Source organism: Rhizobium herbae, assembly GCF_019511375.1.
GTDB lineage: Bacteria > Pseudomonadota > Alphaproteobacteria > Rhizobiales > Rhizobiaceae > Pararhizobium > Pararhizobium herbae_A.
The window spans coordinates 325,317-340,568 of the sequence record NZ_JAEUAO010000004.1; the positions used below are offsets into that span (position 1 = coordinate 325,317).

13 protein-coding genes are annotated in these 15,252 nt (G+C 61.1%); 9 read left to right on the forward strand and 4 right to left on the reverse strand.

Annotated elements, in window-relative coordinates; translation table 11 throughout:
• Window position 1: 1 nt before the first annotated feature.
• Together JNB71_RS18350 and JNB71_RS18355 are read right to left on the reverse strand one after the other, a co-directional pair.
• The gene (locus tag JNB71_RS18350) at window positions 2–874 is read right to left on the reverse strand and encodes a glycosyltransferase (protein WP_220373242.1); all 873 of its coding nucleotides are present in this window, start codon (window positions 872–874) and stop codon (window positions 2–4) included.
• Window positions 871–2,091: an NAD-dependent epimerase/dehydratase family protein gene (locus tag JNB71_RS18355; protein WP_220373243.1), complete on the reverse strand. Its 1,221-nt coding sequence runs from the start codon at window positions 2,089–2,091 to the stop codon at window positions 871–873. Before JNB71_RS18355 ends, JNB71_RS18350 begins: the two co-directional genes overlap by 4 nt.
• 122 nt (window positions 2,092–2,213) lie before the next feature.
• On the opposite strand from JNB71_RS18355, the gene ybgC reads away from it, so the two are divergent.
• Complete coding sequence (ybgC, locus tag JNB71_RS18360; RefSeq protein ID WP_018327848.1) at window positions 2,214–2,657, forward strand: tol-pal system-associated acyl-CoA thioesterase; 444 nt, start codon at window positions 2,214–2,216, stop codon at window positions 2,655–2,657.
• Here the strand turns inward: ybgC and ligD are convergent, their stop codons facing one another.
• Both ligD and JNB71_RS18370 read right to left on the reverse strand, forming a co-directional pair.
• Window positions 2,658–5,282, reverse strand: a complete 2,625-nt coding sequence (gene ligD / locus JNB71_RS18365) for a DNA ligase D (RefSeq protein ID WP_220373244.1) — start codon at window positions 5,280–5,282, stop codon at window positions 2,658–2,660. It lies immediately after the preceding gene.
• Window positions 5,283–5,520: 238 nt separating this feature from the next.
• On the reverse strand, window positions 5,521–5,793 hold the full coding sequence (locus tag JNB71_RS18370; protein WP_220373245.1) for a hypothetical protein: 273 nt from the start codon (window positions 5,791–5,793) through the stop codon (window positions 5,521–5,523).
• 316 nt (window positions 5,794–6,109) lie between these two features.
• Between JNB71_RS18370 and tolQ the strand changes: the two genes are divergently transcribed.
• From tolQ to ftsH, 8 genes are all read left to right on the forward strand, one after another.
• Complete coding sequence (tolQ, locus tag JNB71_RS18375; RefSeq protein WP_220373246.1) at window positions 6,110–6,832, forward strand: protein TolQ; 723 nt, start codon at window positions 6,110–6,112, stop codon at window positions 6,830–6,832.
• Window positions 6,833–6,859: 27 nt separating this feature from the next.
• Window positions 6,860–7,312, forward strand: a complete 453-nt coding sequence (gene tolR / locus JNB71_RS18380) for a protein TolR (RefSeq protein WP_037120659.1) — start codon at window positions 6,860–6,862, stop codon at window positions 7,310–7,312.
• A gap of 9 nt (window positions 7,313–7,321) precedes the next feature.
• Window positions 7,322–8,395, forward strand: coding sequence for a cell envelope integrity protein TolA (tolA, locus tag JNB71_RS18385; protein ID WP_220373247.1), 1,074 nt, complete (start codon window positions 7,322–7,324; stop codon window positions 8,393–8,395).
• A 39-nt stretch (window positions 8,396–8,434) separates the two neighbouring features.
• Entirely contained in the window at window positions 8,435–9,739 is a 1,305-nt protein-coding gene (gene tolB, locus JNB71_RS18390) for a Tol-Pal system beta propeller repeat protein TolB (protein ID WP_220373378.1), read from the forward strand.
• 177 nt (window positions 9,740–9,916) lie between these two features.
• A complete protein-coding gene (gene pal / locus JNB71_RS18395) occupies window positions 9,917–10,444 on the forward strand; it encodes a peptidoglycan-associated lipoprotein Pal (RefSeq protein WP_018327840.1) in 528 nt (175 codons plus the stop codon).
• A gap of 179 nt (window positions 10,445–10,623) precedes the next feature.
• Window positions 10,624–11,619, forward strand: coding sequence for a tol-pal system protein YbgF (gene ybgF, locus JNB71_RS18400; RefSeq protein ID WP_220373248.1), 996 nt, complete (start codon window positions 10,624–10,626; stop codon window positions 11,617–11,619).
• The gene (gene tilS / locus JNB71_RS18405; RefSeq protein WP_431029266.1) at window positions 11,609–12,967 is read left to right on the forward strand and encodes a tRNA lysidine(34) synthetase TilS; all 1,359 of its coding nucleotides are present in this window, start codon (window positions 11,609–11,611) and stop codon (window positions 12,965–12,967) included. Before ybgF ends, tilS begins: the two co-directional genes overlap by 11 nt.
• Before the next feature lie 99 nt (window positions 12,968–13,066).
• Window positions 13,067–15,010, forward strand: coding sequence for an ATP-dependent zinc metalloprotease FtsH (gene ftsH, locus JNB71_RS18410; RefSeq protein WP_018327837.1), 1,944 nt, complete (start codon window positions 13,067–13,069; stop codon window positions 15,008–15,010).
• The last annotated feature ends 242 nt before the right edge of the window (window positions 15,011–15,252 follow it).

Below are 15,252 nucleotides of genomic sequence, written 5' to 3' on the forward strand. Positions count from 1 at the left end.
TTCAGTCCGGGTTTGGCGGGCCCGGATTTGGCAGATTGGCAATGTCCGGGAGGTTCTCGCCCGTGAAGAAAGCGTGCCACAGGTTGATCAGCGGTCGCAGCCTTTCTTCCTTTGGATGTCCCTTTTCCCAAGGTTTTTCATATTGGTAGTGCAGCACGCCGATCGAAGCCCAATCCCACAGCTCCGGCATGTTGAACCAGACATATTGCAGCATGTTCATCGTGACAGGCAGGCCGTGCCAGTCGGGGAAGAAATTCTCAAGAAAGGTCTGGTCGGTGCGCGGCCAGAAGGCGCCGGGCGCATCCAGCCGTGCCAGCATGGTTTCGAACGTTCGGCGTGAGGGCTGGGCGACGAAGACGCCCGAGTTCAGCCTGTGAAAGTCGGCAATGCTCTCGTAGACATTGGGGGCTGCGGAAAATTCGGGATAGGCGAAATAACGGTCGATATTCCTCAGCACCAGCGCGTCGGCATCGATGAAGATGCAGCGGTCGTATCCCGTGAGTTGCCAGAGCCGCAGCTTGCAGAAGTTATCGAGCGGCGAGTGGAAGTCGGGTTTGCGGCCCTTGGTGAAAGGGGCGTTGTCATGAACATTCTTGCGGCCATGACGTTCGTTGAAGGCGCCCGACAGCGGCAGGAGGTCGGTGGCAACCAGCCGGCAGCCCAGCGCGATTAATGGCTCCAGTGCCGACGTGCTCAGTCCGCCCGTATGGAGTACGACAATATCCGCAAGGGTGCCCGTAAGCCTGATGGAGCGGGCAAGCGCCCTCGCTCCCATGGCATAGTCGGCGTTTGTCACCAGCGTGACGAACGCATTGCGGGATCCGGGGGGACCGGAAGGTGTCATGCCATCACAAACCAGACCGGATTGCGTCATGAAACGGATTTCAGCCTCCGTCCTTCCGGATCGTGGTTGATCTTGGTGGCAATGCCCTTCGTCCAGGCCGAAACGGCCGGAATGCGGCTGCGGTCGACGCGATAGGCATATGTCCTGCCCACGTCGATGATTTCCGCAAGCAGACCGTCCTGCAGCCTCGTTGGATTGAGGCCGAGTTCCTGGAACTTCTCGTTGCGAACGACGAGATCGTTTTCCGCAGCTTCCTTGCGCGGGTTGGGCAGCCAGGCGATTTCCGAGCCCGTGAGGGCGGCGATCATTTCCGCAAGATCGCGAATCCGGTGCGTCTCGGTCATCTGGTTGAAGATTTCGACGCGGGCGCCGCGCTGGGGCGGGTTCATCAGCGCCAGCTCGATGCAGCGCACCGAATCCTGGATATGAATGAAGGCGCGGGTCTGGCCGCCGGTGCCATGCACGGTCAGCGGATAACCAATGGCCGCCTGGATCAGGAAGCGGTTGAGCACCGTGCCATAGTCGCCGTCATAGTCGAAGCGGTTGATCAGCTGTGTGTGGCGGCGGGTCTGCTTGGTGTGGGTGCCCCAGACGATGCCCTGATGCAGATCGGTGATCCGCATGCCGTCGTTCCTGGCGTAAAACTGGAACAGCAACTGATCGAGGCATTTGGTCAGGTGGTAGATCGAGCCGGGATTTGCCGGATAGAGGATGTCCTGGGCGACGGTGCGGCCATCCTCAGTCTCGATGCCAACCGGCAGATAGCCTTCCGGGATCGCCGCGCCGACGGTCGAATAGCCGTAGACGCCCATCGTGCCGAGATGGACAAGGTGGGCGTCGAGGCCGATCTCGACCAGCGCGTTCAAGAGGTTGTGGGTGGCGTTGACGTTGTTGTTGACCGTGTAGTTCTTGTGGCGGTCGCTCTTCATCGAATAGGGGGCTGCGCGCTGCTCGGCGAAGTGGATGACGGCGTCGGGGCGATGTTCGGCGAGCCAGTTTTTCAGGAGTTCGTAATCGCGGGCGAGGTCGATCAGATGAAAATGGATGCGGCGGCCGGTCTCGGCATGCCAGATGCGGGTTCGTTCCTGAATGGAATCCATCGGGGTGAGAGACTGAACCCCGAGTTCCGTGTCGATCCACCGCCGCGAAAGATTGTCGAGAATGTGAATGTCATGCCCGGCGTCGGACAAATGCAGGGCAGTCGGCCAGCCGACGAAGCCATCACCGCCAAGGACAGCAATCTTCATGCAGCGAATCTCCTCACGTGGAAAATTATGTGACGGTGATAGGGACGGAATGTGACAAGACGACAATGCTTGCCAAACGGCGTTTGTTCCGCCACAGGAAAAGAAAACTTCCGAGGTTGTGAATGACGTTGATCGCGCTTTCCGGCGAACTGACAGATCACGGGCACCGGCTGGTGCAGCGGGTCTATTACGAAGACACCGATTTCTCCGGCGTCGTCTATCACGCCCGCTACCTGCATTTCATGGAGCGGGCCCGCACCGATTATCTGCGGCTCTTGGGTGTCGAGCAGGCGACGCTGGCGATCGAGGGGGACGCGGAAGGTCTCGTCTTCGTTGTCCATCGCATGGAAATCGACTTCAAGGCGCCGGCGCGCATGGACGACATCCTGACGATCACCACGACGACGGAAAAGGCGGGGGGCGCCAAGATGGTGCTGGGCCAGGAAATCCGCCGTGAGGGCACGCTGCTGATCGCCGCCAAGGTGATCATTGCTGTGATCAACGGACAGGGCCGGCCGCGCCGGCTGCCGGAAGCGCTGGGCAAGAAATTTTTGGGGCAGGGCTGATCAGCTCTCCGCACCCGCCGCTTTCAGCATTGCCTTGGTGATGCTTTGCTTCCAATCGCCGGCTTCGGCCCAGGGGTCATTTCCATCTTCGATCCTGCCGAGGATATCTGGAATATGGAAGCTGTTGGCGGCGTCGAGGCCGGTGAGTTCCTCCCAGGTGACCGGTGTCGCGACCGGACCGCCTTTGCGGGCCCGGAGAGAGTACGGAGCGACGGCGGTTGCGCCGCGTTCATTGCGCAGCCAGTCGATGAAGATGCGCCCCTTGCGCTTCGCCTTCGACATGGTGGCGATATAGTGGTCGGGGTCCTGGTCGGCGATCCTGGCGGACAGCGCCTTGGCAAAGGCCTTGGCGTCTTCCCAGGCGGCTTTGCGCGATAGCGGCACGATCACGTGAATGCCCTTGCCGCCCGAGACCATGGCAACAGATTTCAAGCCGATAGCCTCGAGCGTCTCGCGCAGATCGACGGCCGCGGTCTTCACCGTTTCGAACGTGACACTCGGATCGGGATCAAGGTCGAAGACCAGGCGGTCGGCCGCGTCGAGCCTGTCGATGGTCGAGCCCCAGATGTGGAATTCGATCGTGCCCATCTGCACGGCAGCGACGAGGCCTTCGGCGTCATCGACATAGAGGTAGTTCGCGACATCGCCGTCCGATTCCTCAATCGGCACCTGGTGGATTTCATCGGGAAATCCCTCGCCTGCATGCTTCTGGTAGAAACATTGATGGTCCGGCCCCTGCGGACAGCGCAGGATTGAGGCCGGATGCCTTGCGGCAAACGGCAGCATCCGGTCGGCGATGACGCCGTAGTAGCGGGCAAGGTCGATCTTGGTGATGTCCGGATCCGAAAAGAGCAGGCGGTCGGCATGGGAAATGCGGATGCCAAGCACATCGCCCTCGGCGGTTTCCTTGCGCTTGGGCGTCGTCTTGCTCGTCGAGACAGTTGAGGGCGCCTCGCGTGCGGCCGCGTTCTTCCGTACGGATTTCGTCGAGACGGGTTTTTCCGATTCCAGTGTCACGGCAATCGCCTCCTTGTCCTCGCGCAGGCCCTCGAAGGAACCGTGGCGGATATGGCCATCATCGGTAAATTCGGTGAAATCGATCTCGGCGACAAGCTTCGGCCTGAGCCAGATGGCCCCACGCGCGATTTCGCGTGGCACGGCGTCGAAGGCTGGCTTGTCGATTCTCAGCTTCGCGAAGCGGGACGCGAGATCAGCCATCATGTCCTCATCGAAGCCGGTCCCGACGCGGCCCTGATAGACGAACTTGCCGCCTTGATAGGCGCCGACCAATAGCGAGGCGAAGGCGCGACCGCGCTTGTCGGAGGGCGAGTAGCCGCCAATGACGAACTCCTGTCTTTTGGTGCATTTGATCTTCAGCCAGCTGCCGACGCGCCCCTCGCGATAGGGCGCATCGGCCCGCTTGGCGATGATCCCCTCCTGGCCGGCCCGGCACATGGCCTGGAAGACCTTCTCGCCATTGCCCCGGACATGCTCGCTGTACTGCACCGACCGGCTGCCGCCCAGCGTCTCGATCAGCGTCTTCAACGCCTGCTTGCGCTCGGTGAGTGGCTTGCCGCGCAGGTCCTTGCCGTCCAGATGCAAGAGGTCGAAGGCATAGAACCGCGTCTCCCCGCCGCTCTTCAGCGCCTTCTGCAAGGCGGAGAATTTCGAGCCGGTTTCGGAAGCTGCGACTGCTTCGCCATCGATCAAAGCACTCTGGCAATCGAGCTTGGAAAAACCCTCGACGACGTCGGGGAATTTTTCCGTCCAGTCGAGGCCGGTACGGGTGAAGCAGGTGACACCCCCCTTGCCGATGGCGACCATCAGTCGGTAGCCGTCGAATTTTACCTCGTTCAGCCAGTCCTCGCCTGCGGGCGCCTCAGAGACGAGGGTCGCAAGCTGCGGCCTTTGAAACGCCGGTTTTGTGCCCGCCTGCATCTCTGCGCTCGGGCGGGGTGGCGCTTTTTCCGTCGCAACGGCGCCCGCCTTCACATTTTCTGCAGTGCGTTTGTTGGACTGCCAGATGCGGGCCTTCTTTTCGCCGCGGCCCGCGGCGATCTCTTCCATCGACCGACCGGTCTTGACGCTGGTCAGGTTTTCCATCAGCAGGCTTTCACCGTCGGGGTCAGCTTCCTCGTCGTCTTCCTTGATCAGCAGCCAGTTCTCGCGTTTTTCGCCCTCGCGAGGTTTCATGCGCACCAGCGTCCATCCGCCACGCAGGCGCTGGCCGTGGGTGTGGAATTTAAGCTTGCCTTCCTTCAGCCCTTCATCCGGGTCGTTGTCCGGCTCCCACCAGCCGGTATCCCACAGCATCACCGTGCCGCCGCCATATTGGTCTTCCGGGATCGTACCCTCGAAATCACCATAGGCCAGCGGATGGTCTTCGGTGCGCACGGCAAGGCGCTTGTCGTGCGGGTTGATGCTCGGCCCGCGCGTCACGGCCCAGCTTTTCAGCACCCCCTTCCATTCCAGCCGGAAATCATAGTGCAGCCGGGTCGCATCATGTTTCTGGATCAGGAAAAGCTTGCCGGGCTTCGACCGCCGCGCCGCGCCCTTCGGCTCCGATGTCCTGGTGAAGTCGCGCTTGCGATTGTATTCGGTCAGGGAATCATGCTGCTGAACCATGGGGGTGCCTCAAGCAGATTTTTTCCGGGCAGCAATTTTCTTGGGCTCCGGTGATTTCCCGCCGCCACGTTCGCGGCTGATTTTCCAGGCGGACATCGCCGCATCGAATGGGGCGGCGTCGGGCTTCCTGCCGAAAGTCGCCCTGAGATTTCGAGAGGTATGGAAACGAGGGAGATGGGCAATTGCCCTTTCCACAATGCACGCGATGCCATGTTTCCACCTTTTGAGTTCAAGCGGGCTAGTGCGGAATGTTCCTGGTGTTGGTGTCGCGGGCGAGCAGGCGCTCGAGCGCTGCAACATCCTCACTGGTAATGACGGGCACGGGGTCGGAGATCATGGCCTGCAGCACCTCGGGCGATATCGCATCGTTCTCGATCGCCCATTCCAGCGCCTCGCGGGTCTCCCGTTCGGCCCGCAGTTGCGCATAGAGTGCAAGTATAAGGCGGTCGCGGTGATCGAAATGCGACCGTGCGGGACGTTTAGGCGATTTCTTGGGCGTGTTGGTGCTCATGGCCGGCTAACGCGGGGGGCGGTGGAATGTTCCCGGAGCGGCCCGCCGTCTGGTTTCGCCCACCGCGATTGCAGTGCAATAAAGTAACGCTCCCTTAACCATAATGATGTCTTAATGCCCGTATTAGGATTTTGTGCGGTGCACGTCATCCTTTCACCAAGATTGAACGCAAGAAGGCAGACAGGAAGCTTAACGATCGGCATGAGGCCGGTTATCGGCAGCTGCCGGGTCAATCTTGCAACAATGACGTTTGAGCTACCTGGCTGTGAGCATGAGACTGCTCTTGCCGGGTGTTTGGATTCGGGGATTTGAGACTATGGAACAGGTTGGATTGGCTGCGGCGACGACGGACGTAACGCTGTGGTCGCTTTTCATGGAAGCGGGCTTCGTCGTCAAGCTGGTCATGTTGGGGCTGATTGGCGCCTCCGTCTGGACCTGGGCGATCGTGGTCGACAAGACACTCAAATACGGCAAGGTACGCCGCCAGCTGGACGCCTTCGAACAGGTGTTCTGGTCGGGCCAGTCGCTCGAGGAACTCTATCGGACGCTGTCGGATCGGCAGACCTCCGGCATGGGCGCGATCTTCGTCTCGGCGATGCGAGAGTGGAAGAAGTCGTTCGAGCGCGGCGCCCGCTCGCCGATCGGTCTGCAGATGCGTATCGACCGGGCAATGGACGTCACGCTTTCGCGCGAATCCGAAACGCTCGAGGCGCGCCTCGGTTCGCTCGCCACCATTGGCTCGGCCGGTCCGTTCGTCGGGCTGTTCGGTACGGTCGTCGGCATCATGACCTCGTTCCAGGCGATCGCCGGTTCGAAGTCCACCAACCTTGCGGTTGTCGCGCCCGGTATCGCCGAGGCGCTGCTTGCCACCGCAATTGGCCTTCTCGCCGCTATCCCGGCAGTCATCGCCTACAACAAGTTCTCCGCCGACGCCGGCAAGATCACCGCCCGCATGGAGGGCTTTGCCGACGAGTTCTCGGCCATCCTTTCCCGCCAGATCGACGAGAAGCTGCAGCAGCCGCGCCAGGCCGCGCAGTAACCGGACCCAAGAGACGGAGTATTTGCTATGGGTATGGCAGTAGGCGGATCGAAGGGTTCGGGCGGCGGACGCCGCCGGCGTGGCCGCGGCAAGGCCGTCATGAGCGAAATCAACGTCACGCCGTTCGTAGACGTGATGCTCGTGCTCCTGATCATCTTCATGGTTGCCGCCCCGATGATGACGGTCGGCGTGCCGATCGACCTGCCGGAAACGCAGGCAAAGGCGCTCAATTCCGAAACGCAGCCGATCACCATCTCCGTCAAGAGCGACGGCCAGGTGTTCCTGCAGGAAACGCCGATCCCAGTCGAGGAAGTCGCAGCCAAGCTCGAGGCGATCGCCACGACAGGCTATAGCGAGCGCATCTTCGTGCGCGGCGATGCGACTTCGCCCTACGGCGTGATCGCCGACGTGATGTCGCGCATCCAGGAGGCCGGCTTCAAGAACATCGGCCTTGTGACCCAGCCGAAGAAGGACCAGTAGAGCGCTGCGATGAAGACCAGTCTCGTCACATCCGCTGTGCTGCATGCCCTGGTGCTGACCTGGGCGCTGGTTTCGCTCGGCAGTCCGGCAGATTTCGAGGTCGCCGACGTCGAGGCAATGCCTGTCGATATGGTCCCCATCGAAGAGTTGACCAAGCTGCAGCAAGGCGACAAGGAAGCGCCCAAAGCCGAAGTACCGTCGGTCACGCCGACCAAGCGCCCGGATACAGTCGAAAACGCGGAGAATGTCGGCGAGAACAAGGTCGACATAAAGACCCCGCCCAAGCCGGATGCCAAGCCCAGCAACAACGAATCGGCAGCCGCACCGGAAAAGACAGAGAAGGCTCTGCCGACACCCGATCCGGCGAAGGAAGACAGCAAGGAAATTACCGAGGAAAAACCGGCTTCCGAACCTGCGACTGAAGTTGCGTCTCTTCCCGAGCCCAAGCAGGAGGTAAAGCCGGACCCCAAGCCTGAGGAACAGCCGGTCGAGGAGCAGCCTGCGGAAAATCCCGAAGCGGAGGCGTTGCCGGACAAGGTTCCGACGCCGGTGGCCAAGCCGAAGCTGGAAAAACCCGCCCAGACCGCAAAGACGCCTGAGCGCAAGAACGAAGAAAACAAGAAAGAGAAGAAGAAGGCCTCGTCGCAGAACGAGTCAGACTTCAATGCGGACGAGGTGGCGGCGCTGCTCAACAAGACGGACCCCGCGAACGGCGGTGCCAAGAGCGGCAAGACCGAGAAGGCATTCGGAGCATCCAAGACGACCGGCAACACGCTTTCGCAGAACGAGATGGACGCGTTGCGCGGGCAGATCCAGAAGAACTGGAGCTCCTTTGCCGGCATCGAAGGCCTGGAGGGCATGATCCTGACGGTGAGTTTCGAGCTTGACCCGCAGGGCAACATTGTCGGCGAACCCGAGGTGGAGACCACGGGCGGCTCGGAAACGGCCCGCCGGACGATGATCGGCAGCGTACGCCGGGCTATCCTGAAGTCGCTGCCCTTCCAGGGCCTGCCGGCAGACAAATACGATTCATGGAGAGAGATGGTCGTCAATTTCGACCCGAGTTCCATGTCGATCCAATGACACGAAATGAATGAATGAATGGCTGAAAGGCTTCGATATATGCTGAGACGCAATTTCTTCCGTATATTCGCCGCGCTTGCGGCGGTGGTCACGCTGTCGACCTCGCCTGTTTCCGCGCGCGTCGAACTGAACATCAACAAGGGCAATGTCGAGCCCATGCCGATCGCTGTCAGTGATTTCCTGCAGGGCGAACTGGGGCGTAAGATTTCCGACGTGGTGGTATCCGACCTGAAGCGTTCCGGCCTGTTTGCGCCGATCGACCGGGCCGCCTTCATCGAGAAGATCTCCAATCCGGATGCCGCTCCGCGGTTCGAGGACTGGAAGGTCATCAATGCGCAGGCGCTCGTCACCGGCCGCGTGACGCAGGAAGGCGATGGCCGCCTGAAGGCCGAGTTCCGTCTGTGGGATACATTTGCCAACGAACAGATGACGGGCCAGCAGTTCTTCACCCAGCCGGAAAACTGGCGCCGGGTCGCCCATATCATCGCCGATGCGATCTATGAGCAGATCACCGGCGAAAAGGGTTATTTCGACACCCGCATCGTCTATGTCGCCGAAAGCGGGCCGAAGACCGCACGCAAGCGGCAGCTGGCGATCATGGATCAGGACGGCTTCAACGCGCGCGCGATCACCAATTCCAACGATATCGTGCTGACGCCGCGCTTCTCGCCGAACAAGCAGGAAATCACCTACATGTCCTTCGAGGGCAACGAGCCGCGCGTCTATCTGCTGCAGCTCGAGACCGGACAGCGCGAAGTCGTCGGCAATTTCCCCGGCATGACCTTTGCTCCGCGCTTCTCGCCGGATGGCCAGCGGGTCATCATGAGCCTGCAGCAGGAAGGCAACGCCAACATCTACACGATGGACCTGCGTTCGCGCACGACGACGCGCCTGACCTCGACGGCCGCGATCGACACTTCGCCCTCCTATTCGCCGGATGGCAGCCAGATCGTCTTCGAAAGTGACCGCGGCGGCCGCCAGCAGCTCTATGTCATGAGCGCTTCCGGCGGCGGTCAAAACCGCATCTCCTTCGGCGACGGCTCGTACTCGACCCCGGTCTGGTCGCCGCGCGGCGACCTGATCGCCTTCACCAAGCAGTCGGGCGGCAAGTTCTCGATCGGCGTGATGAAGCCGGACGGTTCGGGCGAGCGCATCCTGACGACGGGCTTCCACAATGAGGGCCCGACCTGGGCACCGAACGGCCGCGTGCTCATGTTCTTCCGCCAGAACGCCGGTGCCGGCGGGCCGCAGCTCTACTCGATTGACCTTACCGGCTACAACGAGCAGCTGATCGCCACCCAGGGCTTTGCATCCGATCCGGCCTGGTCGCCGCTGCTCGAATAGCGTTGCTGCGATGCGGCAAGAAAGTGGCAAGCCGCCGCTTTCTTGCCGCAAAGGGCTGATCTAGCAAGCCTTCACGCATATTTTGACACTCTGTTAACCATACCTGTTGAAAGTGGATTAACCGCTTCCGGTTACAGTCTGGCAACCCTGAATTTAGACATCCAAGGAGACCGGCCCATGAGCCGCATTCACGCCAAGGCCGAAGGCCGCATGCAAACCCTCGCTCGCAATCCGGTCATGGTTGCCCTCTTCATGACGCTCGCGATTGCCGGCTGCGCCTCGAAGAAGAACAACCTGCCGAACAGCGCTGGCGAACTCGGCCTGAACGCAGCGACACCGGGCTCGGCGCAGGACTTCACGGTCAATGTCGGCGACCGCATCTTCTTTGATACGGACTCCACCTCGATCCGTGCCGACGCTCAGGCGACCCTCGACAAGCAGGCCCAGTGGCTGCAGCGTTACCCCAACTATGCGATCACGATCGAAGGTCACGCCGACGAACGCGGCACCCGCGAATACAACCTTGCACTCGGCGCACGCCGCGCTGCCGCAACGCGCGACTACCTCGCTTCGCGCGGCATCCCGGCCGGCAAGATGAAGACGATCTCCTACGGCAAGGAAAAGCCGGTCGCCGTCTGCGACGACATTTCCTGCTGGTCGCAGAACCGCCGCGCCGTCACGGTTCTCGGTGGCGCCGGCATGTAAATGCCGACATTCGGAAAAACTTATGGAAGGGCGGACTTCGGGCCGCCCTTTCTTTTTTGTCACACTTTCACCGAACTCCGTTGCTTTTTGAGGCCAATTGGAAAACTGTGCGGCAATCGCCCGGCGCCTGATTTGCAACGGTTGCGGGCGAGAGTGGATACACAAACGGGACACATGACATGAAACATTTTGTCGTGGCGGGATTGATCGGCCTCACCGCCTTTGCGGGTTTCGGGCAGACAGTGACCGCCATGCCGCTTTCCGCACTTTTCAACCGCGCAATCCAGGGCGAGAGCAAGTCGCCGGGGGAAGCGCCGCTGCTCAAGGTCCAGTCCAGCGAGATTGGACGCATCGGGCAGCTCGAGGAACAGATCCGCTCGCTCAACGGGCGTATCGAGGAAATGAGCTTCCAGCTTTTGCAGATGCAGGAGCAGATACGCAAGTTCCAGGAAGACAACGAGTTCCGCTTCCAGGACCTGGAAAGTGGCAAGTCGGGCTCGACCAAGAAGAGCCAGGCGGAAACGCCGGCGACAAACGACACTGCATCCGCCGGCTTGCCGGCAACGGATGATCAGGCAGCGGCGACCGATCCCAACGCAGGTTTGGGATCGGAGACGACTGCGGGCGGTAACATGGGTGCTCCGCCGACGACGCTTGGGGAAATCGTCTTCGATGAGAACGGCAATCCTGTTGCGGCAAATCGAAACACAACCAATCTCGAAGCCACGCTTCCAGGTGTCGATCAGGGCATCAACGAGACACCCGACAGCCAGCAGCAGACGGCAGCGCTCGACAATCCCGGCGATCTCTATCAGTCCGCCTACGGCCATGTCCTGACCGGCGACTACAGCCAGGCTGAAAACGAATTCCGCGACTATCTGGACGTCTTCCCGAATGGCGAAAAAGCCGCCGATGCCAGCTTCTGGATGGGCGAGGCGCAATATTCGCAGGGCAAGTTCAACGACGCGGCCAAGACTTTCCTGAATGCGCACCAGACGTACGGCAAGTCGCCGAAGGCGCCGGAAATGCTGTTGAAGCTCGGCATGTCTCTCGCAGCCCTCGACAACAAGGACACAGCCTGCGCGACGCTGCGCGAGGTCAACAAGCGCTATCCCAAGGCGTCCCAGGCGGTGAAGGCCAAGGTTACCAGCGAACAGAGCCGCCTTGCCTGCTGAGGCAGATGGCGATGCGCCGCTCGCCGTCGTCGAAGCGGCCAGACAATTTCTCTCGACGTTCAAGACACCCTGCATGATCCTGGTCGCGGTATCCGGCGGCAGCGATTCGAAGGGGCTGTTGCTTGCGCTGCACGAAGCGATTGCGCGCGGCTTTTCCGCATTTTCCCTTTCCGCCTGCACCGTCGACCATGGCTTGCGTCCGGAATCCGCCAGCGAAGCACATGCCGTCGCGCAGTTTTGCGCGGGCCGGAACATTCCTCATCTGACGCGCCGCTGGCGGGGTGAAAAGCCGGCGACCGGCCTTCAGGCTGCCGCCCGCGAGGCTCGCTACATGCTTTTGGCTGATGCAGCGGAGGAGGCGGGGGCTCAATGCATCGTGACTGCGCATACCGCCGAAGATCAGGCTGAAACCGTTGTCATGCGGCAAAGCCGCTCGCGGCCGGATGCGCCAGGCTTGGCCGGAATGGCGGACGGGATGCTTGTCGACCGTCGCGTCTGGGTGCTGCGGCCTTTTCTGAAGCAGCGTCGGGCCGATATCCGCGGCTACCTCGCGCTGCGTGGCGAAGAATGGTTCGACGACCCGAGCAATGCCAATCCTCGCTTCGAGCGGGTCCGGGTGCGCCAGGCGCTCCACGATGACGCTCGCTCGACCACAGATCACATCATGGCGGCCACCGAAGCGCGGCGCCGCTCCAGCGCACGCGTCGCCGACCTGCTCGAGCGGCATGTCGCTGTCTTCGAGGGGTCTGTCGCACGGATCGATCCGGCGCTTGGCGAAGATATGTCGGACTTCGATTGTCAAAGGGCAATCCTGTCGCTCACCGCGGTCCTCGGTGGCAGGCGCCATCTGCCGGGGCGCGAGACGGCGGCGCGGCTTGCCGCGTTCCTGGCCGCGGGACGGGACGGCCGAATGACGGCCGGGCGGGTGGTTTTCGACCGCCGCCGTTCAGGTGTGTATGTCTATCGCGAGGCAAGGAATTTGCCGGAAATCGTTATTCCGCCTCGCCAGAAAGCGATCTGGGACGGCCGTTTCCTCATTTCGAATACCGGGCAAGAGCCGGTGGTGGTCGCCGGTGGTGTCGACGCCAAGGAGTTTGCGGCGAGACCGAATGCCGCAGGTCTGCCGGAGGCGATCGTCAAGCGCGCGGCCAAATCCGCTCCGGTCTTCTCTAGGGTGGGCCAGGGCGCCTTGTCTTCCAAGCCCTTTGTGGAAACCAGTATCGGCTTGTACGACACCTTTTTGCCGCGTTTCGACCTGATGATGGCCAACAGCATTGCTGCGCTCTTTGGCCGTGACCGGTACCTTGCTCCTCCGGTTCACGATGTTTTGACGGAAAAGACAGGTTGAACCTGAGTTTACCTTGGCAAGCCGGTCGCGCAACCCTATGTTAGACATAACAATGCAGCCACAAATCATTGAGGGTTGCGACAGGTTCCGGGGAGTTCGATGAACCCTAATTTTCGAAATTTTGCCCTTTGGGCAATCATTGCCCTGCTGCTGATCGCGCTGTTCAGCATGTTTCAGCAGCCGACGGAGCGCACCGGGTCCAAGGATATTCCCTTTTCCCAGTTCCTGAAGGACGTCGACGGCAGCCGCGTCAAGGAAGTGCTGATCACCGGCAACAAGGTGATCGGCTCCTACACCGAGAGCGGTGCGACCTTCCAGACCTATGCGCCTGCGATCGACACGGCTTTGACCGAACGCATGGAAGCCAAGAACGTAACCGTGACGGTTCGCCCCGAAACCGACGGTTCCTCCGGCTTCCTGAGCTATGTCGGCACTTTGCTGCCCATGCTTCTCATCCTCGGCGTCTGGCTGTTCTTCATGCGGCAGATGCAGGGCGGCTCGCGCGGCGCAATGGGCTTTGGCAAGTCCAAGGCGAAGCTGCTTACCGAAGCGCACGGCCGCGTGACGTTTGACGACGTTGCCGGTGTTGACGAAGCCAAGCAGGATCTCGAGGAAATCGTCGAATTCCTGCGCGATCCGCAGAAGTTCCAGCGCCTTGGCGGCCGCATTCCACGCGGCGTTCTGCTCGTTGGCCCCCCCGGCACCGGTAAGACGTTGCTTGCCCGCTCCGTGGCTGGCGAGGCCAATGTGCCCTTCTTCACGATTTCCGGCTCGGACTTCGTCGAGATGTTCGTCGGTGTCGGCGCATCGCGTGTCCGCGACATGTTCGAGCAGGCGAAGAAGAATGCACCATGCATCATCTTCATCGACGAAATCGACGCAGTCGGTCGCCATCGCGGTGCCGGTCTCGGCGGCGGTAACGACGAGCGCGAACAGACCCTGAACCAGCTGCTGGTCGAGATGGACGGCTTCGAGGCCAATGAAGGCATCATCCTGATTGCCGCAACCAACCGCCCGGACGTTCTCGACCCGGCGCTGCTGCGCCCGGGCCGTTTCGACCGCCAGGTCGTCGTTCCCAACCCCGACATCAACGGCCGTGAACGTATCCTCAAGGTGCATATCCGCAACGTGCCGCTGGCGCCGAATGTCGATCTCAAGGTCCTTGCACGCGGCACGCCCGGCTTTTCGGGCGCGGATCTGATGAACCTCGTCAACGAAGCCGCCCTGATGGCTGCGCGCCGGAACAAGCGCGTCGTCACCATGCAGGAATTCGAAGACGCCAAGGACAAGATCATGATGGGTGCGGAACGCCGCTCCTCCGCCATGACCGAAGCCGAGAAGAAGCTGACTGCCTATCATGAGGCGGGACACGCTATTCTGGCGCTCAAGGTTCCGGTTGCCGATCCCTTGCACAAGGCGACGATCATTCCGCGCGGTCGCGCTCTCGGCATGGTCATGCAGCTTCCCGAAGGCGATCGCTATTCGATGAGCTACAAGTGGATGGTGTCGCGCCTGGCGATCATGATGGGCGGCCGTGTTGCCGAGGAAATCACCTTCGGCAAGGAAAACATTACCTCCGGCGCATCGTCCGATATCGAACAGGCAACCAAGCTTGCGCGCGCCATGGTGACGCAATGGGGCTTCTCCGACGAACTCGGTCAGGTCGCCTATGGCGAGAACCAGCAGGAGGTCTTCCTCGGCCACTCCGTTTCGCAGACCAAAAACGTCTCGGAAGCGACCTCGCAGAAGATCGACACCGAAATCCGTCGCCTGATCGACGAGGCATATCTGGAAGCCAAGCGGATCATCACCGAGATGCATACTGAATTCGTTGCGATTGCCGAGGGCTTGCTCGAATACGAGACGCTGACCGGCGACGAGATCAAGGCGCTGATCCGCGGCGAAAAGCCGGCGCGCGACCTTGGCGACGACTCGCCTCCGCATCGCGGCTCTGCGGTTCCGTCGGCGGGCGCAAAGAAGGACGGTTCCGTTGGCCACAAGGGCGACGAGGCCGAAGGCGGGTTCGAACCGCAGCCGCAATAGGCTTACACCGGGTACGAATGCGTATTAAAACCGCCGCGCCGAAAGATGCGGCGGTTTTTCTTTGTCCTGAATAATTTGGTAACGCGCTGTAATGAATTCTGATGATACCACGGGATGTTGTTGCGCAGGTTTTATGGCAATAAAATACCCATGCGCAGTTTTCCGAGCGATCGCAGATTGACGGCTGAGCGCCTGCAAAGTGACCCGGAAGGCCGGTGTTGCGGAAAAGCGCCTCCCTGGCG